Raw genomic sequence first — 21,504 nt, 5'->3', positions numbered from 1 at the left:
AGGCCAAGCCGGCCATGTCGAGCCCCCTATGACCGCACAAAACGTTAAAGTCGTCGTCACCCGCAAACTCCCCGAGCTTGTCGAGGCCCGCATGCGCGAGCTTTTCGACGTGACGCTCAATGCATCCGACGCACCGATGACGCGGGACCAACTCGCGGCGGCGATGCGAACGGCGACCGTCCTCGTTCCTACCGTAACCGACCGGATTGACAAGGCGCTTCTTTCGATGGCTGGCCCTCAATTGAAGCTGATCGCCAACTACGGTACGGGCGTCGACAACATAGACCTCGAAACGGCGCGCAATCGTGGCATCATCGTCACCAATACCCCGGGTATCCTTACCGAAGATACAGCGGACATGACGATGGCGCTGATTCTCTCTGTGCCGCGCCGCCTTGTCGAGGGCGCCGACTACCTGCAGGACGGCAAGCAGTGGCACGGCTGGTCCCCGACATGGATGCTCGGGCACCGCATCTGGGGCAAGAAGCTCGGCATCATCGGCATGGGCCGGATCGGTCGCGCGGTCGCACGCCGAGCCAAGGCGTTCGGCCTCTCGATCAACTATCACAACCGGCGCCGCGTGCCCGCCGCCGTCGAGGCCGAACTCGGCGCAACCTACTGGGAAAGCCTCGATCAGATGCTCGCCCATATGGACATCATCTCGGTGAACTGTCCGCACACGCCGGCGACGTTCCATCTCTTGTCGGCGCGCCGCCTCAAGCTGCTGAAGCCGACGGCCTATATCGTCAACACGGCGCGCGGCGAAGTCATCGACGAGAACGCGCTTTCGCGCATGGTCGAGGCGGGCGAGGTTGCGGGCGCGGGTCTCGACGTGTTCGAAAACGAACCGGCGATCAACCCGAAGCTTCTGCGCAATCCGAAGGTCGTGGTCCTGCCGCATCTCGGTTCGGCGACCATCGAGGGGCGTCTCGACATGGGCGAGAAGGTGATCATCAACATCCGCACCTTCCTCGACGGCCACAATCCGCCGGATCGCGTACACGCCGCGATGTTCTGATCTACAGAGCCGCGCGCTTGATCAGACACGGGACGATGCTTTGCGTCCTGCATCGCTCGCAACAGACAACGGGCTCGCCACAGACAGCGCGAGGCCGAGGCCAAGGATCGTTGCGAGCGCGATCTGCACGATCGCGCCGGGTATGATCCGAGCGCGTCGCGATGTTCTGGCCGAACGCGCGCCGCTGGATTTGGGCGCGAGAAAGCTCCTGTTGCGCGTCTTCGCCCCGAAACGCGGTCGCACCGGTTGGATATCGCTTTGCCCCATACAGCGTCGTGCCGCAAATCAGACGCGGCACGTCTGTTGTCGATCAGCTTTTCCGCGTCAAATCGAGTTCAATTAAACGCAGGCTGATCCAGCACGAAAATCGACCCTTCGCGGGCGCGCAAAGGTTCGTCGACGCAGAACACAGCGAAGTGCAGCGGCGCTACAGGGAAGAGGATGTCAGGGGAGGAAAGAGAGAGACGAAGCCGTTTGGCTAGCGGGGGGTGGGGGCCAATGCAGGCGGCTCCGCCTCTCAGGGGTCAACTTCAATCGGGATCGACATCCCTTGGTTTGCGAGAACGCTAAACCAAATTCGTAAACCAGGTGTTACGTCGGTCCACCGGGGGCACAAGAGCGCTACGCAAAACCGGCCACGCGCTTACTGATACTGAAACAAACGCTACTGGATGCAGACGCGACAAACGCAACAGACGCTACTTCTTCCAACTCAAGTCTCACAAACGACCCGTTTCCGAGGGGCTTGAACCGTTGTCGCCTTGTGATGTGATATTGATGCCGCAGGGGTTGGACGAAAATAAGGCCGCAAAGCGAAAGTTGCTTGACCGGTGTTTTTTCTGCACACCCGGCCTGCTTCGGCCCAAATACCCGAGCAGGGGGGCGGGGAGGAGCAGCGCACGCCGTCCGGTCGCGCGCATCGCGTTGCTCGCAACGGGGCTGGGCGGACCCGAGCCTTTGCGGAGTGGCTCTGCGGTCATTTTCGCGAACGTTTTTCTTGTGGGTGTTTACGCAAGACGACGGCGTCCATCCACCCCCATGGAGCCAAGGCAGGCGGACCTTGCGAAGCGCAAGCGATTGCAGCGCCGGCACCGAAAATCACAAGCGGCGCGACGCTTCAGGCTTGGTGTCGTCAGCTTCCTTGCGATAAACGAAGGATTCAACGCAGGCCGGTCTGGCTTTCCTACTGAGGCGCCTTCTTCTTCGCATCGGCAGCCGCGCTTTTCGCGTTCGGCCGTTTCTGCTTGGCGGGTGCGGAAGGCTGCTCGTCTCTCGCCCACGAACTGAAGAGCGACGACAGCGGCGCGCTCTGGCTGACACCGCCCGTGTAGGACGGCAGCACCTTCACCTTCGTTCCGACTTTCGCGATCGAGGCCAGATGCACGACGTTTTCGTTCGTCAGGCGGAAGCAGCCCGACGAGTTTGCCCGTCCAACTGTGCGGTCGTTGTTGGTGCCGTGGATGCGGTAGATGGTGTTGCCGAGGTAGAGCGCGCGCGCTCCTTGAGGGTTGCGCAAGCCGCCCGTCACCGTTATCGGCAGACCGGGTTGGCGCTTGTGCATTTCCGGCGGCGGTGTCCAGGACGGCCACGCCGCGATGCGCGTGATGCGCTCTGTGCCGGACCAGGTAAAGCCGTCGCGACCGACCGAGATCGGATACTCATAGGCTCTCCTTCCGGGCAGCACGAAATAGAGCTTGCGGCCCTGCGTATCGACGATGATGGAGCCGGTTTCTTCGTTCTTGTTGAAGTAAACGATCGGCGGTGCGGCAGGCGTGATGTCGGGCTGGGCGCCGCCATTCATGAACTTTGGGTAGACAACCTGCTTGCGCCGCTCGGCGCGCCGGGCCTCCTCCTGTTCCGCCTTCTGTCTGATGTCGCTTTCAAAAACCGGGCGGCCGTCGGCCCAGTTCTCCAGCCCGACTGCCGAGAGCGGCCCTGCGACAAGCCCGGCCGCAAGCGCCGGCAGAAACGCGATCCAACATCTCATAAGCATCCCCTGTGCCTCGTCCCCACGCCGCCCAGCCTTTTCGTCGAAACGCCGAAATCCAATACACGAGCCTGGCTCGCGGCAACAAGTCCGTCCGGACTTTCGCGCTCCATTGCCCCCGGCGACTGTGGCTATTTCGCCAATGCAGCCTCGAAGTGCTCAACGCCTGCGACCTGTTCGAGCAATGACGAGCCAGCCAGCCCTCAGCGCGCAACCTTTGCCTGGACCGTCGAACGCTCGCCCCACACGACGCCCTGGAACAGGTCGAGCCGCTCCTTCAGATAGTCGCGCTCGACATGGGAACGGTCGTTGCCGAAGACGAGCGTCTGTTCATCGCCGTCGCGGAACGCGGGCCATCGTGCCTCCCGTGCGCCGTTGGGATTGCCGGTGCGCGCGAAATTGGTCCAGTAGGACATCATGGCCTCGCTCACCTCGTGATTGTGCGGATGCACGAAATTGCCGATGAGCGGCAGAAGTTTCTTCAGCGTGCCGAAGACGTAAACCACCTCGAAGCCGTGCGGCGTGCCGCCGAGGATGCGCAGCAGAGGCGGCTGGAAATCGAAATTGTAATGGTAGACGGGCTGCCCGCCATTGCTCGCGGAGCGCGCGATCATGCGGGCGGGCTCCACGAAATTGGCGTCGCCCCAGATGTGATCGGCGAGCGTGTCCGGCGTCATGATGAGCTGCGGGCGGTAGAGCGCCGACATTTCGTCGATGCGGTCGGACACGACACGGAAGACATCGTCGGCCTTCACCTTGAATGCCGCGCGCAGCAGCACGCCCTCATAGCTGTTCGACCCGACGATCAGCGGCATCCGTGCCTGTTCCCCCGCCTCGAACGCGGCCGCGATCTGCGTCGTGAAGAAGGCGCCGTCGATGAAAGGCGATGTGTCCGCGAGTTTCGGATTGCGGCCGAGCGTGGCAACGAGGTCGCGCCAGTTGATCGCCCGAAGCGCGGAAAGGGCGCGGTCCGGCTGGAGGCGGAAAGCGCGGGCGGACGTTTCGCCGATTTCGTGCGCCGACAGGTAGGTCGAGGTGGAGGCGGTAAGCGTCGGCGCAACCCAGCGGCCGCCGCCGGATTGGATGATCGCCTTGTGGAACAGGCCGCGCGCTGAAGGCGCCGTCATGAGCGCGAGCACGCTGATACCGCCCGCAGACTCGCCGAACAGCGTCACATTATCAGGATCGCCGCCGAACGCCGCAATGTTCAGCCGCACCCACTCAAGCGCGGCCTTCTGGTCGAGAAGGCCGAAATTCGCGGTCGGTTCGCTGGCGGCGTCGGCTTCGCGCGTGAGATCCGGATGGCCGAAAAAGCCGAGCATACCGAGCCGGTAATTCAACGTCACGACCACGACGCCGCGATTTGCGAGCGCCGCACCGTCATAGATCGGCATGCGCGCCGATCCCGTCGTGAACGCGCCGCCGTGCACCCAAACCATCACCGGCAGGCGTTCGTTCGCCGTCCGAGCGGGGGACCAGACATTCAGCGTCAGGCAATCCTCGCTCATGTCTTCGGATCTGACCTGGCGGCTCTCCTTCTGAGGGCAGGCGGCGCCGAAGGATGTCGCGCGGCGAACGCCCTTCCACCGCCGGGGCGGCTGCGGAGCACGCCAGCGAAGCGCGCCGACCGGTGGGGCGGCGTAAGGGATGCCACGGAAGATCTTGAGGCCGGTGAAGTCGCTTTCGCCCTCGACCGCGCCGCCGTCGATTTGCGCGGTTGCGCGGAACCGGGCTGCGGCGGGATCGGTGGCCGCAGCGAGAAAAAGCACCGCGAGCGCGGCAAGAGACCGGGATAAAACGCGCATGGTCGCCTCGGGTGGATAAGCCGCGCCAACGACTGCGCGCACGCCCTTTCAAGCGCCGCGATGAAAGCAATCTGATGGCGATGTCGGTCCCACCCGTTTGAAGGTGACGCGGGCGCGGGCTTGGCGTAGAAAGCGGCCATGCGGATCCTCATCACGAACGACGACGGCATCGAAGCGCCTGGCCTCGACGCCCTGCAAAAAATCGCGACCGACCTCTCGGACGATGTCTGGGTCGTCGCGCCCGAAACCGATCAGAGCGGCGCGGCGCATTCGCTCACGCTGCACGAGCCGCTGCGCCTGCGAAAACTCTCGGAGCGGACCTTCGCCGTAAAGGGAACGCCGACCGACTGCGTGATCATGGGAGTGCGCCATGTGCTGGCCGACAAGGCCCCGGACCTCGTCCTGTCCGGTGTAAACAGGGGCTCGAATGTCGCCGACGACGTGACCTATTCCGGCACCATCGCGGGCGCCATAGAAGGGACGCTGCTCGGCATTCCGTCCATCGCGATGAGCCTCGCCGTCGACTGGGAAGACCTCGACCGGATCTATTGGCAGACACCGATGCAACTTGGAGCCGACCTTGTGCGAAAGATGCTTGATGCGGGCTGGCCGAAGGATGTTTTGTTAAATGTAAATTTTCCGGACAGGGAACCCGGGCGTGTCGAATGTATTAAGATTACCGAGCAAGGTCGTCGTGACCCTGACTACCTCCGCATCGAAGACCGGATGGATACGCGCAACAACCCCTATTACTGGCTGGGGTTCAAGCCGATGTCCATGATCACGGGGGAGGGGACGGACCTTCACGCAGTGAAGTCCGGCGCAATTTCCGTCACGCCGCTTTGTCTCAACCTGACACACAGAGAAACCTGTCGGAAGCTGTCGGCCTTTATCGAAAAATAAAGGGCTGCCAGCCGCGTCCGGAGGGGAAACCTGATGATGGACGAGCGGCTGGAAAGTCTGATCCACCTCCTTGAGCGTAACGCCATCGCCGATCCGCGCGTGCTCGCGACCATGAAAGACATTCCCCGCAAGGCGTTCATCGAGGCGCCGGATCTGAAGCCGCTGGCCTATGCGGACGAAGCGCTTCCCATCGAGTGCGGGCAGACCATTTCACAGCCCTACATCGTAGCCTACATGACCGAGCGGTTGAACGTTCAGCGCAAGCATGACGTGCTCGAAGTCGGCACAGGCTCGGGATATCAGACGGCGATCCTCTCCCGGCTGGCGCGTCATGTCTACACGATCGAGATTCACGAGGAGCTTCACCGGCTCGCGGTCGCGCGGTTCAAGGAACTCGGTCTCACCAACATCACGGCGCTTTGCGGCGACGGGTCGAAGGGCTGGCCGGTGCCTCGGCTTTTCGACCGGATTCTCGTCACGGCGGGGGTCAGCGCCGCGCCGCCCGATCTCATCGGCCAGCTTGGCCCTTGCGGCGCGATGGTGATCCCGCTCGGCCGCGCTGCCTCACAGCGGATCGTGCTCGTCACCCGCAACGGGGGCGGAGCGGAATACCAGAGCCTGATTCCCGTTCGCTTCGTGCCGCTTCTCTGAGACGACGGATTGCTTCGTCAAGCGCGCGACACATTGATCGTCGCTGCCCTGTTTCATTCGACAATTGTCGATCCGCTTAAGTTAATTTTAAGCACTCGCACGCATAACCTAAGGAAAGTGAGGTGTGCTGCGATGAGTAAAGTAAATGCGGTGGGCAAGCGCGAGCCCTCATATGTACGCGCAGTGTTAAAGATCGGGGTCGGTTGCGTCCTGCTGGGCGGATGCAGTTCCGGCGGAACCGAGCGGTTCAGTTCCCTGTCGTTCGGAAGCGGCTATGAAACCGCGTCCGGCCCTTCCACTCCGGCAACGCCGTCCCGCGCTGCCGAACCCTCGCGTCAGCCAACCGGCTCCGCGAGCTACGCCCAGAGCGCATATGCGCAAAGGGCCAGCCAGACACAAGCCAATTATCAGACGCAACCCGCGCCGATGGGCTACGCTCAGACCGCCGCGTATCGGCCGAACCAGCAGGGCGGCTTCCAGCTTGCCAGCGCAACGCCCGGCCAGCAGCAGGGCGGCTATCTTCAGGTTTCGCGCGTGGATCTGCCGCCGCTTGCGGGGCAGCAGCAGACGACCGTCTCGAAAGGCGTGAAGACCGCCGACGGCTATGGCCGCTACAATCAGGCGCCGCTGCCGGATGGCACCTATGCCGGGCCGCGCGTCTATACGCCTTACAATGACGGTCCCCGCGATTATGCGCCGCCGCCGCCTCCGCCCCCGCCGCTGGATGCGCCGCGTTACGAGCGCGACGCGCCGCCGCCGCCGGCCTACGACGACCGCCGCTCCGAAGCTGCGCCGCCCCATGATCGTCCGTTGCCGCGCTACGCCGAACCGGCTCCGCGCAGCTACTCGCCCCCGCCACGCGATTATTCTCCGCCGCCTCCGGCTTACCCCCGCGACCGCGACTTCTATGAGCGTGAGCGCGTCAGCCGACTCGGGCGTAATCCCGGTGGCAATGGAACAGAGATCAAGTCCCCGAACGCGACGGTGGCGTCCGAGCGCGGAACCGGCAAGTCCATAACGGTGCGGCCGGGCGATACGCTGTATTCGCTTGCGATCCGGCATGGCGTGACCGTCGACATGATCGCCCGCGCCAACGGCCTGGGCCGCCATAACAGCGTGCGGCCGGGTATGGATTTGCTGATCCCGGGGGCCGACCCGACGAAGATGACGACGGACAACGCGCTGAAGGCGCAGCCTGTCGGCTGCCAGGGCAACGAATGCCATGTCGTGAAGAAGGGCGAGACGGTCGCCGCCATCGCCCGCGGGTACGGCCTGACCGCCAGCCAGATTCTCGAAGCGAACCACATCCCGAACGCGCGGCTTCTCAAGATAGGCCAGACGCTTGCCATCCCCGGTCGCGAAGCTCCACGTCAGGAAGTCGCGTCGAACGACCGCGTGAAGCCGGAAGCGCCGATTGCGGAGCCCCAGCGGCAGGCCGACGCCCAGCCCGCGCCGGAGCCCGCTCATCCGCAACTGGCGGACGCGACCAATCCGCTGAAGGCCGCCCCCGCGCCCGACGTCAAGATGACATCGGCGCGGCAGGAACCGACCTGCGAGGCCGCGCTTGCCAATCCGCTGCCGCGCATGGGCAAGAGCTTCCGCAAGCCGGTGGAAGGGATGATCATCGGGCAGTTCGGTCCGCAGCACGACGGCAGCGTGAACGAGGGCGTGACGATCTCCGTGCCCAAGGGCACGCCGATCAAGGCCGCCGAAAACGGCGTCGTGGCCTATGTCGGCGACGAACTGCCGGGCTTCGGCAATCTGATCCTGATCCGCCACGCCGACGAGTTCGTCACGGCTTACGCCCACACGGACGAGATCATGGTCAGGAAGTGCGATGTGGTGAAGCGCGGGCAGGTGGTTGCCAAGGCCGGTTCGACCGGCGACGCGAGCCAGCCGCAGCTCCACTTCGAGATCCGCAAGAACGCGAAGCCCGTCGATCCGGCTCCGCTCCTCGGCTCGTAATCTGAAATCGCGGGTACCGGCGCACCCGGTATCCGCTCCCCGCCTCTTCCTCTTTCCGTCTCCCGACTTCCGATCCGAAATATTTCGCCGCCGTGTTCCCGTGGCAGGGAGATGGCGCGAACGCGAAGGGGGAAGCCCTTCGCCCTGAATCCCGTGACGCGCCCTGTCCCCTTCCAGTACGGCGCGCACGGGATTTTTCTTTCGCAGACCGTCAGCTCGTGAACAGATCCTTGTGCGTGTCGCGCAGCACGTTCTTCTGCACCTTCGCCATGGTGTTGCGCGGCAGGTCGTCCACGAAGAACACGCGCTTCGGCAGCTTGTAGTTCGCGAGCCTCACCTTCAGCGCATCGTGGATCGCCTTCTCGTCGAGGCTCGCGTCCTTCGTCTTCACGACGACCGCAACCACGCCTTCGCCGAAATCCGGGTGCGGCACGCCGATGACGGCGCTCTCGAACACGCCCGGCAGCGCATCGATTTCGCTTTCCACTTCCTTCGGGTAGACGTTGTAGCCGCCCGTGATCACGAGATCCTTGCCGCGCCCGACGATATGCACATAGCCCGACGCATCGATCTTGCCGAGGTCGCCGGTGATGAACCAGCCGTCGCGGAACTCGGACGCGGTCTTCTCCGGCATGCGCCAATAGCCGATGAACACATTCGGCCCCTGCACCTCGATCATGCCGATTTCGTCGGCGCCGAGAAGCTCGCCGGTCTCGGGGTTCGCGATGCGCACCGACACGCCCGGCAGCGGAAAGCCGACCGCGCCCGGCACGCGCTCGCCGTCATACGGGTTCGAGGTGATCATGTTCGTCTCGGTCATGCCGTAGCGTTCGAGGATGCGGTGGCCGGTCTTCTCCTCAAAGGCGCGATGCGTGTCGGCGAGAAGCGGCGCCGAGCCGGAAATGAACAGGCGCATGCCCTTCGTCGTCTCGCGGGAGAGGCGCGCATCTTCGAGAAGGCGGGTGTAGAAGGTCGGCACGCCCATCATCGCTGTCGCGCGCGGCATCAGGCGGAACACCTCGTTCGGGTCGAACTTCGGCAGGAACAGCATCGACGCGCCGGATCGGAAGATCACGTTCGAGGCGACGAACAGGCCGTGCGTGTGGAAGATCGGCAGCGTGTGGAGCAGCACGTCGCGGTCGGTGAAGCGCCAGTATTCGGCGAGCGAGCGCGCATTGGAGGCGAGGTTCTCGTGCGTCGTCATCGCGCCCTTGGAGCGGCCGGTGGTGCCCGAGGTGTAGAGGATGGCCGCGAGGTCGTCCGGGCCGCGCGCGATGGTCTCGAAGGTTTCGGCCTTGTCGGCGGCGAGGTCGATCAGCGTACCGTCGGCGTTCGAACCGAGCGTGACGCAATTGGCGACACCCGTCTTCGCGCAAAGCGCGCGCGCCGCATCCGCATGAGGCGGACGGCAGACGAACAGCGACGGCTCGGCATCGCCGAGGAAATATTCAAGCTCCGCGTCGGTGTAGGCGGTGTTCAGCGGGAGGTAGGCCGCGCCCGCGCGAACGCAAGCGAGATAGAGGAACAGCGCTTCCGGCGATTTCTCGACCTGCACGGCCACGCGGTCGCCCGGCTCGACGCCCGCCGCCACGAGCGCGTTCGCCAATCGAGCGGTCAGCGCGAGGATGTCGCGATAGCGGAACCGGCGGCCGTCGTCGGTCTCCAGCGCGACCTTGTCGAGATCGGCCCAATTCGCGCTCAACTCGGAAAAAAGATGGTTGGATTCTGGCATGGTGGACGTCCTGCTGCCTGTTTTCAGGTTAGCAAACACGCCTTGCCGAGGGGAAACAACCAACTCTTTAAAAAGCGTTACAAGATCGACAGTTAGGGAGCGTGATCAAAATGCATGCAATCATGCTTTTGATCGCATGTATTGTATGCAGATATTGCATTGCTTGGCAAAGTTGCATGCCAGGTCATGTTCGCGCCTCTCCGGCGTGAGCGTTCCACGGCACGGCGCGCATGCCGCGCGGCATTTGCCCGTTCATGGCCGCGACGCCCCTCATCTGGTCCACCGCTTTGGGTAGGCCCGTCCTGTCGGCGTAGTCCGGCGGAGTGTCATCCCTTCGCTTGTTGTCCGCAGAGAGCGTCTGCGCGCAGATGAGATCCACCGCCGTCACGGCAGCGACCGAGCCGAGCGCGAGCAAAACGACGCCGCGTCTGCGGCTGTCGAAGAAACCGTTGGCCAGGGCGACCAGATCCAGCGCGTCGCCAGCCACCCGGCCCCAGACAAACGGCGCGGGATCGCGCGCGGCAAGAAGCCCGACACCCGTCGCAATTTCCCGCACGCCGAAGGCCGCAATAACGGGTTCGCCACCGCGAAAGTCCAGCGCTCGCGCGAAGCGATGCGGCGCCGCGAGTTGCAAGGCGCCGAGCGCCACGGAAAACCACCCGAGGCGACGCGCAAGGTTGCGGGCGGACTTGTCCGAGGAGGACGGAATGTAGTCCATTGCACGGGCAACAGCCTTGATCATCAGCATCAGTTCACTCCTCCCGGCTGCATGACAACCTTGACGCATCCATGGCTTTTTTCGCGGAACGTCTTGTACATCTCGGGGCCTTCCTCCAGCGAGACCTTGTGCGTGATGACGAAGCTCGGATCGATCTGCCCCTCCTCGATGCGGCGCAGAAGGTCGTCGCTCCAGCGACTCACATGCGTTTGGCCGGTGCGCATGGTGAGAGCCTTGTTCATGAAGGCGCCCATGGGCATGTGGTCGATGAAGCCGCCATACACGCCGGGTACCGAAAGCACCCCCGCCGGGCGGCAAGCCATGATCATTTGCCGGAGAACGTGCGGACGATCGCTTTCGAGCATCAGCGCCTGCTTCGCGCGATCGATAACGGAATCGAAGGACGCGGTGGCATGCGCTTCAAGGCCGACCGCGTCGATGCACTTTTCCGGGCCGTTGCCATCGGTAAGATCCTTGAGCCGCTCGAAAACGTCCTCCTTCTCGAAGTTGATGATTTCATCCGCACCACCGGCTTTGGCCATCGAAAGGCGGTCGTCGAGGCGGTCGATGGCGACGATTTTTTTCGCACCGAGCAACACCGCGCTGCGGATGCAGAACTGCCCGACAGGCCCCGCGCCCCACACCGCGACGGTATCGGTCGGCTGGATGTCGCACTGCACCGCTGCTTGCCAGCCGGTCGGGAAAATGTCGCTGAGAAACAAAACCTGATCGTCGGTCAGGCTCGACGGCACCTTGATCGGCGCCACGTCGGCATAGGGCACGCGCACATATTCGGCTTGCCCGCCGGGATAGCCGCCCGTCAGATGGGTGTACCCGAAAAGGCCCGCCGGACTATGACCGAAGACCTTCTCCGCGAGACCCTTGTTGCGGTTCGAGCGCTCGCACACAGAGAAATTGCTGCTGAGGCATTGTTCGCACTCGCCGCAGCAAATGGTGAACGGGACGACGACGCGATCGCCGACCTTGAGTTTCTTGTTGTCCTTTCCGACCTCCATCACTTCGCCCATGAATTCGTGGCCGATGACGTCGCCCGCTTCCATGCCGGGGATGAAGCCGTTGAACAGATGCAAGTCGGAGCCACAAATGGCGGTGCTCGACACTTTCACTATGGCATCGCGCCCGTGTTCGATCTTCGGGTCGGGCACGGTTTGATAGCGGATATCGCTCACGCCTTCCCAGCAAAGGGCTTTCATCTGGCAGTCTCCCTTTCGCCGGAATGAAGGATGTGCCGGCGGATGTTTGTTACAAGGGAGGACAGACGGGCAGACGTTTTGTTTCGCCGTCAGAGAACGGACAGCTTAATCCGGGTGGCTTGCCACTTGAAAGCGAAGGTTTCCGAAACGGCGATCCGCGTCAGGCGCGTGTCATCACCAGCGCCGCGCCGACGAAGATCAGGCCGACGCGATCCAGCGTGCAGGCTTTCGCCGGTGGCCCTTCTGGCTTCGGACATCTGCCAACCACAGCATTAGAGGCGATTTCGGGACGATTCGCTAATTTGTGGACGCCTTGGCTTTTCTCAGGCGGACGAGATCGAGTTCATGCACCGCCTCGCCCACGAGATGATCGAGGCGCGCGTTCGCGGCTTCGTCGGTGACACGCCCGCCTTCGATGCTCTTGTCCGCCAGAAAGATGCCGGTCGGCAGCGTCTTTGCGCCGAAGAACCCGAACAGCGGGCGAAGCTCATGCTCGATGACGAGCGCGTGGCGGTCGCTGCCCCCGACCGCGATGAGACCCACGGGCGTCTTGAACAGGGCAGGGTAGTTGAGAAGGTCGAATAGATGCTTCAGCATGCCCGTATACGAGCCCTTGTAGACGGGCGTGCCGACGATGAGCAGGTCGGCGCCCTCGATGGCGTCGAGCGCGTGAAGGATGGGCGGCGAGGCTTCGTCGCGGCAGCGGACGGCGAGCCAGGGCAGAAGCTCCGCGATATCGAGAAGCGTCCGCTCGACATCGGGTGCGTCCCCGATGCGCGCGAGCGTGCTCTCGACGACGGCGCGCGTTCGCGAGGGGGAAGACACGCTTCCCGTTACACCGACGATTTTAAGCACGTTCAATCTCCGGATCGGCGTTCGCTGCGCAGAATCATGTCACGCGGCGGAGCGCAGGCCAAGCGTGCGCACGCGGTTCATAAAAAAGTCTCAGAGTCGTGTCCCATAAACTTTAGTTAAAGGAGCATTGATATTGGTCAAGTCTGCACTGCCCGCCCTTGAAGAAAATGCTTCGGGGCAACGCCTCCTCAAGAGCCGCACCGACCGGCGCCGAGAAGACACGCGCCGCAAGCTTCTCAGGGCGACCTATGAAATCGTCGCCGAGCGCGGCCTCGAAGGGCTTGTCATTCAGGACATCACGGCGCGGGCGGACGTCGGCTATGGCTCCTTCTACAATCATTTCCCCTCGAAGGAAGCCGTCGTGAGCGCGGCCATTGAAGCGTTTCGCCTGCATACGAAGGGTATGTATGAAAGCCTCGACGGTCTCACAAGCGACCGCGTCGAAGCATTCGCGAACGATGTGCGCGTCTGGCTACGCGTCGCGAAGACCGATCGCATGTGGGGCTGGTTCATGATCCGCGCGGTGCTCTCGGGCAACGACTTCCGCTTCGGGATCGCCGATCTCATCCGGCGGGCTGTCGCGGCGGGCGTCGAAGAGGGCGTGTTCAAGCATGCGGATATCGACATGGCGCGCGAAACCGTCGCCGGTCTCCTGTTGCTGGCGACGCTGAAGCTCGTTTCGGGCGAGGTGGGCGACGATTACGCCGACCGGATCATCAGCACGGCGCTTTCCGTGCTTGGCGTGCCGGACGCGACCATCCGCGACGTGATGGCGAAGCCGCTGCCGGATGTCGAATTGCCCGCCTTCCTGGAAGCAGCCTGACCGTTAGCGCGGTCTATGCAGAAAGTCCGCAGGCAAACCGAGGCGTTGGCACGACTGCACGGCGGGGCTGGAGTGAAGCACGATGCGATCCGCAAGCGCCCCTCCCTGCCTGATGAGCGCGCGTTCGAACGGCCGCAGCCCGTATGATGCGCCGAGCCCGAGACGCTCGCGGACCTGTGGCGGCGTAAGGCTCACCGCCGCCCGCACGAACATCGGCTGCGCCAGATAGGCGGCGGGCGTCAGCACCCGCGAAACGGGCGGCACGATCCGCGTCGTGCGCATGATGTCGAGGAATTCGAAGATGATCGGCGACGGTTCGAGGCGCGGCAGCATGGCGGCGAACGCGGCGTCGAGTTCCGCCTCGGATCCGGGCGGTTCGGTCGCGCCGTAAAGCCTCGCGGCGGTTTCGCCCTCGCGATAATAGCGGTCGCGGTCGGCCTGCGGAAGCGGCGCGGCGAAGGTGTGGTAGGCTTGCAGAAAGCCGTAGGCGGCTGTTGCCTGCACCCAGTTCAGAAGCGCGGGGTCGTCGGCGCTATACGGCTCGCCGTCGGGCGTCGTGCCCTGAACGCGGGCATGCACGCGGCTAACGCCCGCGATCATCGCTTGCGCGGCGCTCGCCGGACCGTACACCGTCATCATCGCGGCGAGCCCGGTGCGGCGCAGGCGTCGCAGCGGCTGTTTGCGAAAGGACGTGTGCTCCCACACGCCGGTCCGCACGCGCGGTTCCGCGAGTTCGAGGATAACGGCCGCCATCCCGCCGATGAAGACAGTGAGCGGGTTCTTGAAAATGCGCCACGAGACCTGCGTCGGCTGTCCGAGCGCCGCCTCGCCCGCCGGTCGGCGGAAATCCACCGCGCGCCCGTCCTCGGGTTCCAGCAGCGCGCGGCTCGCCCGGTCGAGGCGTCTGGCCAGCGCGCCGCGAAAAAATGTCTGCGCCGTAATGGTATCCGATCCCGACAAGGATGCTCCCGTCTCATGAGCTTCAGCTCGAAAAATCCCGCCGCATGACATCCTGAGGTTGAAAGGGTGCCGTGCGGCAGCGCTCCCGAGCCTGTTCAAGTGTGACCGAACATTGTGGTTTTTTCCACGGGTGCTTTATGGAGCCCTTGTGGATTGAGCTGCGATATGCAATTTCACACGACTAGATGGGGGCGAATGCGCCCGCGGCAACGATTCCCGTTGCTTCGAAAAACTTCGCCGAACAACGGCCAACGAGATTCCGGACAATGCAAGTTACAGAGACTGTTTCAGACGGGCTGAAACGCCAATTGAAGGTCGTCGTGCCCGCCGCCGATCTGAAGGCGAAGGCTGAATCGAAGCTCGAAGACCTCAAATCGAAGGTGAAGCTCAACGGCTTCCGCCCCGGCAAGGTGCCGCTCGCCCATGTGCGCCAGATGTACGGCAAGTCGGTCATGGCCGAGGTGCTGGAAGAGACGGTCGGCGAGTCGAGTTCGCAAGCGCTTCTGGAGCGGAAAGAACGTCCCGCCTTCCAGCCGGACATCAAGCTGCCGGAAGACCGCGAAACCGTCGACCGCATGATCGATGGTTCCGCCGACCTCGAATATACGATGTCGTTCGAGGTGCTGCCGAAGATCGAACTCACCGACCTCAGGGCGATCACGCTCACGAAGGATGTCGCCGATCCCAAGGAAGAGGATGTTACGGGCGCGATAGAGCGCCTCCTCAAGGCGAACGTCGCCTATGAGTCGAAGGACGGCGCGGCTGAAGCGGGCGACCGCCTTACCATCGACTTCAAGGGCAGCATCGACGGCGAACCCTTCGAAGGCGGCGCGGCCGAGGATGCGTTCCTCGTGCTCGGCTCCGGCCGGTTCATTCCGGGCTTCGAGGACGGCCTGATCGGCGCGCAGAAAGGCGATCAGCGCGACGTCAAGGTGACGTTCCCCGAGGATTATCAGGCGGAACATCTCGCGGGCAAGGACGCGGTCTTCGACGTGACCGTGAAAGAGGTTGCGAAGCCGGTCGAGGCAAAGGCCGACGATGAATTCGCGAAAACGCTGGGTCTCGAGTCCTTCTCGAAACTCGAAGAGGCGGTTCGCGGCCAGCTTCAGAAGGAACTCGACGGCGCTTCCCGCGCGAAGCTCAAGAAGTCGCTGCTCGACGCGCTGGACGAGCGCCATACTGTCGAGTTGCCGCCCTCGCTCGTGACGAGCGAATTCGACGGCATCTGGCGCGGCATCACCCGTCAGCTCGAACAGGCGAAGAAGACCTTCGAGGACGAGGGCTCGACCGAAGAGAAGGCACGCGCCGACTATCAGAAGCTGGCCGAGCGCCGCGTCCGCCTCGGACTCGTGCTGTCAGAGATCGGCAATCAGAACGAGATCAAGATCCTCGACGAGGAAATCCGCCGCGCCGTCATAGACCGCGCCCGCCAGTTCCCCGGACAGGAGCGCGAGGTCATCGAGTTCTATCGCAAGAACCCGGAGGCGCTGAACGAACTGCGCGCGCCGGTCTACGAGGACAAGGTGATCAACTTCGTGCTGGAACTCGTCAAGACGGAAGAGAACAAGGTTTCTCCCGAAGATTTGATGAAGTCTCTGGCGGAGCTTGAGCGCGAACAGTCGCTGCTCGATGGCGGCATCGACGAGGAACCGGAGCACGTCCACGGTCCCGATTGCGATCACGACCATGATCACGACCACGCCGGACACAAGCACGGTTGAGGCAGGGCCGCGCAAGCTTGGGCACGGATGATGCTTCGCCGCGACCTTGGTCGCGATCGCATTCACGCGGGATCGATTTTCGATTAGACGCGAGCGCCATCGACTGGTTGCGCTCGCGCTCAAATCATCCCATCTTCGGGGGCGGCATCGAGTGCCGCCCCCGATTCACAAGCCACCGGTTTCGGTCGCGCCCGCGCATCGCGTGCTGCGGGCTTTCCTCAGAACGAAGCCTTTCTCGGCTCTTCACGGCCTTGGAGTGACCCCATGCGCGATCCCGTTGACTTTTATACCAGCCAGCTCGTTCCAATGGTCGTCGAACAGACCAACCGTGGCGAGCGCGCCTTCGACATCTATTCGCGCCTTCTGAAGGAGCGCATCATCTTCCTGACCGGCGTCGTCGAAGACAACATGGCTTCGCTGGTGATTGCCCAGCTTCTGTTTCTCGAATCCGAGAACCCGAAGAAGGAGATCAACATCTACATCAACTCGCCCGGCGGCCACGTGACGTCCGGCCTCGCGATGTACGACACGATGCAATTCATTCGTCCGCCGGTTTCCACGCTTTGCGTCGGGCAGGCGGCGTCGATGGGGTCTCTGCTTCTCGCGGCGGGCGAACCCGGCATGCGCTGGGCCCTGCCGAATGCGCGCGTGATGGTGCATCAGCCGTCGGCCGGTTTTCAGGGGCAGGCGAGCGACATCGAGCGGCATGCCGAGGACATTCTGAAAACGAAGCGGCGGCTTAATGAAATCTATGTCAAGCACACAGGGCAGCCATACGAAGTCATTGAACGCACCCTGGACCGTGACCACTTCATGTCTCCAGAGCAGGCGAAAGCGTTCGGCATTATCGACGACGTTCTGACGAAGCGCGCGGCTGCGGAAGAGACCGGAAATCCGGGACGTTCGTGACCGACCTAGAGCTTCACGGGCACGTTCGAAATCCGGGTATGACTATTAACGGGCTGGAAAGTATAAGCAGTCCAACGTGCCGGACGGCCTTCGGGCAGAGTTGCGAATCGAAGCTATGGACAATCTTCCCAGAAGCCGTAAGACTGAGGGGAAGCATGCGAGGAGGACGGCGGGTCGGGCTTTGCGGGTGCGGAATAAATCGGGAACTCCGGTTTGTCAGCCATCAGTCAGGCACAGTCCATCGCCACGTTCTGGCATGTGGGTGCTAAGGTAGGTCAATGACGAAAGAAAGCAGGGGTCACGACTCCAAGAATACGCTCTACTGCTCGTTCTGCGGCAAGAGCCAGCACGAAGTCCGCAAGCTGATTGCCGGGCCGACTGTGTTCATTTGCGACGAGTGCGTCGAACTCTGCATGGATATCATCCGCGAGGAGAACAAGAACTCCTACGTGAAATCCCGCGACGGCGTACCGACACCTCAGGAAATCTGCACCGTCCTCGACGACTACGTGATCGGCCAGGACTATGCGAAGCGCGTTCTTTCTGTCGCTGTCCATAATCATTACAAGCGCATCAACCACTCCGCGAAGAACAACGACGTGGAGCTGGCGAAGTCGAACATCCTGCTGATCGGCCCGACCGGTTGCGGCAAGACGCTGCTCGCTCAGACGCTCGCGCGGATCCTCGACGTGCCGTTCACCATGGCCGACGCCACGACTCTGACCGAGGCGGGGTATGTCGGCGAGGATGTCGAGAACATCATCCTGAAACTGCTTCAGGCGGCGGATTACAACGTCGACCGGGCGCAGCGGGGCATCGTCTATATCGACGAGGTCGACAAGATCAGCCGCAAGTCGGACAACCCGTCCATCACGCGCGACGTGTCGGGCGAGGGCGTCCAGCAGGCGCTGCTCAAGATCATGGAAGGCACGGTTGCGAGCGTCCCCCCGCAGGGCGGTCGCAAGCACCCGCAGCAGGAATTCCTGCAGGTCGACACGACGAACATCCTGTTCATCTGCGGCGGTGCGTTCTCCGGCCTCGAAAAGATCATCGCCCAGCGCGGCAGGTCGAGTTCGATCGGCTTCGGCGCGAAGGTGTCCTCCGAGGACGACCGGCGCACCGGTGAAATCCTGCGCGGCGTCGAACCGGAAGACTTGCTGAGGTTCGGCCTTATCCCCGAGTTCATCGGCCGTCTGCCTGTTCTCGCAACGCTCGAAGACCTCGACGAAGTGGCGCTCGTGAAAATCCTTTCCGAGCCCAAGAACGCGCTCGTGAAGCAGTATCAGCGGCTCTTCGACATGGAGGGCGTGCAACTCACGCTGTCCAACGAAGCGCTCAAATCCGTCGCCCGCAAGGCTATCGAGCGCAAGACCGGCGCGCGCGGCCTCCGGTCGATCATGGAGGCGATCCTGCTCGACAGCATGTTCGAGCTTCCCAGCCTCAAGGGTGTCGAAGAGGTCGTGATCAGTCCGGAGGTGATCGAAGGGAACGCGAAGCCCTTGCGGATCTACGCCGAGCGCCTAGATGAATCGTCAAGTGCCTGATGACATGGTTTGTTAACCGCAACCCTGCCTCAGCAAATTTCATCGACCCACCAAGCACAGGCGGCGCCGCTTTCGGCGCTCCCCTGCTCGCGGCGATTAACGTCTTGATAACTGCGCTATGGACTGACGGCTTGTCCGGCATGTACTGTCGTATGAGCGGCGCCATGACGCGGATGGCGGCCATAAGGCCGGTCTTTCCGGCTGCTACAGGATGATGACAGCGGGCCTTTGCGCTGTCGGATTGAGGAGAACGACATGACGAATCCAACTTCGGACAATCCCAAAGCGCCGGGACAGGGCGAAATCTTTCCCGTGCTTCCGCTTCGGGATATCGTCGTTTTTCCGTACATGATCGTGCCCCTGTTCGTGGGGCGTGAGAAATCGATCAATGCCCTGGACGAGGTGATGCGCACCGATCGGCAGATCCTCCTCGCCGCGCAGAAGAACGCGGGCGACGACGATCCGGAGCCCGACGCCATCTACACGATGGGCATGCTCGCCACCGTGCTCCAATTGCTCAAGCTGCCCGATGGAACGGTGAAAGTGCTCGTTGAGGGCACGACACGCGCCCGCATCAAGGATTTCGTCCCGAACGAGAATTATTTCGAAGCGGAAATCGAGCGCATCGAAGAATCGCTCGGCAACCAGGACGAGATCGAGGCATTCGCGCGCTCGGCGATCAGCCAGTTCGAGAATTACGTCAAGCTCAACAAGAAGATCTCGCCGGAGGTCTTGAGCACGCTCAACCAGATCGATGACTATTCGAAGCTTGCGGACACGATTGCCTCGCACCTCGCCATCAAGATCGGCGACAAGCAGGAAATCCTTGAGCTTCTGTCCGTGTCGGAGCGGCTGGAACGCGTCTTCACGCTCATGGAGAGCGAAATCTCCGTGCTTCAGGTCGAGCGGAAGATCCGCAGCCGCGTCAAGCGCCAGATGGAGAAGACCCAGCGCGAGTATTACCTGAATGAGCAGATGAAGGCCATTCAGAAGGAACTCGGCGATTCCGACGAGCGCGACGATATCTCCGAGTTCGAGGAGAAGATCGAGAACACCAAGCTTTCGAAGGAAGCCAAGGACAAGGCTATCGCCGAGCTGAAGAAGCTCAAGCAGATGAGCCCGATGTCTGCCGAAGCGACGGTGGTGCGCAATTATCTCGACTGGGTGCTGTCAATTCCGTGGGGCGTCAAGGGCAAGGTCAAGAAGGATCTCGACGAGGCGCAATCCGTGCTCGACGAGGATCACTACGGCCTGGAGCGCGTCAAGGAGCGCATCGTCGAATATCTCGCGGTACAGAAGCGCACCAACATGCTGAAAGGCCCGATCCTGTGCCTTGTCGGCCCTCCGGGCGTCGGCAAGACCTCGCTCGGCAAGTCCATCGCGAAGGCGACGGGCCGCGAATTCGTGCGCATGTCGCTCGGCGGCGTCCGCGACGAGGCGGAGATCCGCGGCCATCGGCGCACCTATATCGGCTCGATGCCCGGCAAGGTGATCCAGTCGATGCGCAAGGCGAAGAAGACCAATCCGCTCTTCCTGCTCGACGAAATCGACAAGATGGGCATGGACTTCCGCGGCGATCCGGCTTCGGCGCTGCTTGAGGTGCTCGACCCGGAACAGAACCACGAGTTCAACGATCATTACCTCGAAGTCGATTACGACCTTTCGAACGTGATGTTCGTGACCACGGCGAATACGCTCGATATTCCGCCGGCGCTTCGCGACCGTATGGAGATCATCCGGCTCGCGGGCTACACGGAAGACGAGAAGCTCGAAATCACGAAGCGCCATCTTCTGCGCGGGCAGATGGAGGCTCACGGCCTTCAGCCGGGCGAATGGACGGTCGATGACGAAGCAATCGTCGAAATCATCCGTCGTTACACCCGCGAAGCGGGCGTGCGCAGCCTTGAGCGCGAAATAGCGAAGCTTGCGCGAAAGGCCGTGAAGCAGATCGAAAGCGGCAAGCAGGTCAAGGTGGATGTCACGCTCGACAATCTGCGCGACTTCCTTGGCGTCGAGAAATACCGCTACGGCGAGGCCGAGCTTGAGGATCAGGTCGGCGTCGTGACGGGGCTCGCCTGGACGGAAGTCGGCGGCGAGTTGCTGACGGTTGAAGGCGTCATGATGCCCGGCAAGGGCCGCATGACAGTCACCGGCAATTTGCGCGACGTGATGAAGGAGTCCATACAGGCGGCGAACGCATATGTGCGCAGCCGCTGCGTTGCCTTCGGTATCGAGCCGCCGATGTTCGACAAGCGCGACATCCATGTCCACGTGCCGGAGGGCGCGACGCCGAAGGACGGTCCCTCGGCGGGCGTGGCGATGGTCACGGCCATCGTTTCGATCCTGACAAGCGTTCCGGTTCGCCGCGACGTGGCGATGACGGGCGAGATTACGTTGCGTGGTCGCGTGCTGCCCATCGGCGGCCTGAAGGAGAAGCTGCTCGCGGCGCTTCGCGGCGGCATCAAGCGCGTGATCATTCCCGAGGAAAACGCGAAAGACCTCGCGGAGATCCCGGACAATGTGAAGAACGCGCTGGAGATCATCCCCGTGGCGCGCATGGACGAGGTGCTCGCCATCGCGCTCACCCGCAAGCTCGATCCCATCGAGTGGGACGAGGCGGCCGCGCTCGCTGCCGCGCAGATCAAGGAGATCGGCCAGCCGACGGTTGCGGATGGCAGCGGCTTGCCGCACTGAGGGCG

16 protein-coding genes are annotated in these 21,504 nt (G+C 62.8%); 9 read left to right on the top strand and 7 right to left on the bottom strand.

The genetic code is table 11. The features are described 5' to 3' along the window. Nucleotides 1-28: 28 nt before the first annotated feature. Nucleotides 29-1,018, top strand: coding sequence for a D-glycerate dehydrogenase (locus KKP04_RS03840; protein ID WP_215026987.1), 990 nt, complete (start codon nucleotides 29-31; stop codon nucleotides 1,016-1,018). Nucleotides 1,019-2,201: 1,183 nt separating this feature from the next. Here KKP04_RS03840 and KKP04_RS03835 read toward each other — a convergent pair. Continuing rightward, nucleotides 2,202-3,005 carry a L,D-transpeptidase gene (locus tag KKP04_RS03835; RefSeq protein WP_215026984.1) on the bottom strand — a complete coding sequence of 268 codons (804 nt, stop codon included), beginning with the start codon at nucleotides 3,003-3,005 and terminating at the stop codon, nucleotides 2,202-2,204. 203 nt (nucleotides 3,006-3,208) lie between these two features. Next, nucleotides 3,209-4,810: a carboxylesterase/lipase family protein gene (locus tag KKP04_RS03830; protein WP_215026981.1), complete on the bottom strand. Its 1,602-nt coding sequence runs from the start codon at nucleotides 4,808-4,810 to the stop codon at nucleotides 3,209-3,211. Nucleotides 4,811-4,948: 138 nt separating this feature from the next. Here KKP04_RS03830 and surE point away from each other — a divergent pair, with 138 nt between their 5' ends. The 3 genes from surE (at nucleotide 4,949) to KKP04_RS03815 (ending at nucleotide 8,329) form a co-directional block, all read left to right on the top strand. Next, the gene (gene surE / locus KKP04_RS03825) at nucleotides 4,949-5,713 is read left to right on the top strand and encodes a 5'/3'-nucleotidase SurE (protein ID WP_215026978.1); all 765 of its coding nucleotides are present in this window, start codon (nucleotides 4,949-4,951) and stop codon (nucleotides 5,711-5,713) included. 33 nt (nucleotides 5,714-5,746) lie between these two features. Beyond that, complete coding sequence (locus KKP04_RS03820) at nucleotides 5,747-6,364, top strand: protein-L-isoaspartate(D-aspartate) O-methyltransferase (RefSeq protein ID WP_215026975.1); 618 nt, start codon at nucleotides 5,747-5,749, stop codon at nucleotides 6,362-6,364. A gap of 132 nt (nucleotides 6,365-6,496) precedes the next feature. Continuing rightward, a complete protein-coding gene (locus KKP04_RS03815; protein ID WP_215026972.1) occupies nucleotides 6,497-8,329 on the top strand; it encodes a LysM peptidoglycan-binding domain-containing M23 family metallopeptidase in 1,833 nt (610 codons plus the stop codon). 211 nt (nucleotides 8,330-8,540) lie between these two features. Here the strand turns inward: KKP04_RS03815 and KKP04_RS03810 are convergent, their stop codons facing one another. From KKP04_RS03810 to KKP04_RS03795, 4 genes are all read right to left on the bottom strand, one after another. Further along, on the bottom strand, nucleotides 8,541-10,061 hold the full coding sequence (locus tag KKP04_RS03810; protein WP_215026968.1) for a malonyl-CoA synthase: 1,521 nt from the start codon (nucleotides 10,059-10,061) through the stop codon (nucleotides 8,541-8,543). 184 nt (nucleotides 10,062-10,245) lie between these two features. After that, nucleotides 10,246-10,809 carry a cyclase dehydrase gene (locus KKP04_RS03805; protein WP_215026965.1) on the bottom strand — a complete coding sequence of 188 codons (564 nt, stop codon included), beginning with the start codon at nucleotides 10,807-10,809 and terminating at the stop codon, nucleotides 10,246-10,248. Further along, a complete protein-coding gene (locus KKP04_RS03800; RefSeq protein ID WP_215026962.1) occupies nucleotides 10,809-11,993 on the bottom strand; it encodes a zinc-dependent alcohol dehydrogenase in 1,185 nt (394 codons plus the stop codon). The genes KKP04_RS03805 and KKP04_RS03800 overlap by 1 nt, the downstream gene beginning before the upstream one ends. Before the next feature lie 297 nt (nucleotides 11,994-12,290). Next, the gene (locus KKP04_RS03795) at nucleotides 12,291-12,848 is read right to left on the bottom strand and encodes an NAD(P)H-dependent oxidoreductase (RefSeq protein WP_215026958.1); all 558 of its coding nucleotides are present in this window, start codon (nucleotides 12,846-12,848) and stop codon (nucleotides 12,291-12,293) included. 133 nt (nucleotides 12,849-12,981) lie between these two features. Here KKP04_RS03795 and KKP04_RS03790 point away from each other — a divergent pair, with 133 nt between their 5' ends. Continuing rightward, nucleotides 12,982-13,671 (top strand): TetR/AcrR family transcriptional regulator, encoded by a 690-nt coding sequence (locus KKP04_RS03790; RefSeq protein WP_215026955.1) that lies wholly within the window; start codon nucleotides 12,982-12,984, stop codon nucleotides 13,669-13,671. A gap of 3 nt (nucleotides 13,672-13,674) precedes the next feature. Here the strand turns inward: KKP04_RS03790 and KKP04_RS03785 are convergent, their stop codons facing one another. Next, nucleotides 13,675-14,631: an oxygenase MpaB family protein gene (locus KKP04_RS03785; RefSeq protein ID WP_215026952.1), complete on the bottom strand. Its 957-nt coding sequence runs from the start codon at nucleotides 14,629-14,631 to the stop codon at nucleotides 13,675-13,677. 266 nt (nucleotides 14,632-14,897) lie between these two features. Here KKP04_RS03785 and tig point away from each other — a divergent pair, with 266 nt between their 5' ends. The 4 genes from tig (at nucleotide 14,898) to lon (ending at nucleotide 21,499) form a co-directional block, all read left to right on the top strand. Further along, a complete protein-coding gene (gene tig / locus KKP04_RS03780) occupies nucleotides 14,898-16,352 on the top strand; it encodes a trigger factor (protein WP_215026949.1) in 1,455 nt (484 codons plus the stop codon). 264 nt (nucleotides 16,353-16,616) lie between these two features. Then, entirely contained in the window at nucleotides 16,617-17,261 is a 645-nt protein-coding gene (locus KKP04_RS03775) for an ATP-dependent Clp protease proteolytic subunit (RefSeq protein ID WP_215026946.1), read from the top strand. 278 nt (nucleotides 17,262-17,539) lie between these two features. Continuing rightward, on the top strand, nucleotides 17,540-18,805 hold the full coding sequence (gene clpX / locus KKP04_RS03770; RefSeq protein WP_215026943.1) for an ATP-dependent Clp protease ATP-binding subunit ClpX: 1,266 nt from the start codon (nucleotides 17,540-17,542) through the stop codon (nucleotides 18,803-18,805). Nucleotides 18,806-19,060: 255 nt separating this feature from the next. Further along, nucleotides 19,061-21,499, top strand: coding sequence for an endopeptidase La (lon, locus tag KKP04_RS03765; protein WP_215026940.1), 2,439 nt, complete (start codon nucleotides 19,061-19,063; stop codon nucleotides 21,497-21,499). Nucleotides 21,500-21,504 lie beyond the last annotated feature (5 nt).

The organism is Rhodomicrobium sp. Az07 (assembly GCF_018619475.1).
In the GTDB taxonomy this organism is placed as follows: Bacteria; Pseudomonadota; Alphaproteobacteria; order Rhizobiales; family Rhodomicrobiaceae; genus Rhodomicrobium.
The sequence above is the reverse complement of the archived record's forward strand: the minus strand, read 5'-3'. Positions and strand labels throughout refer to the sequence as shown.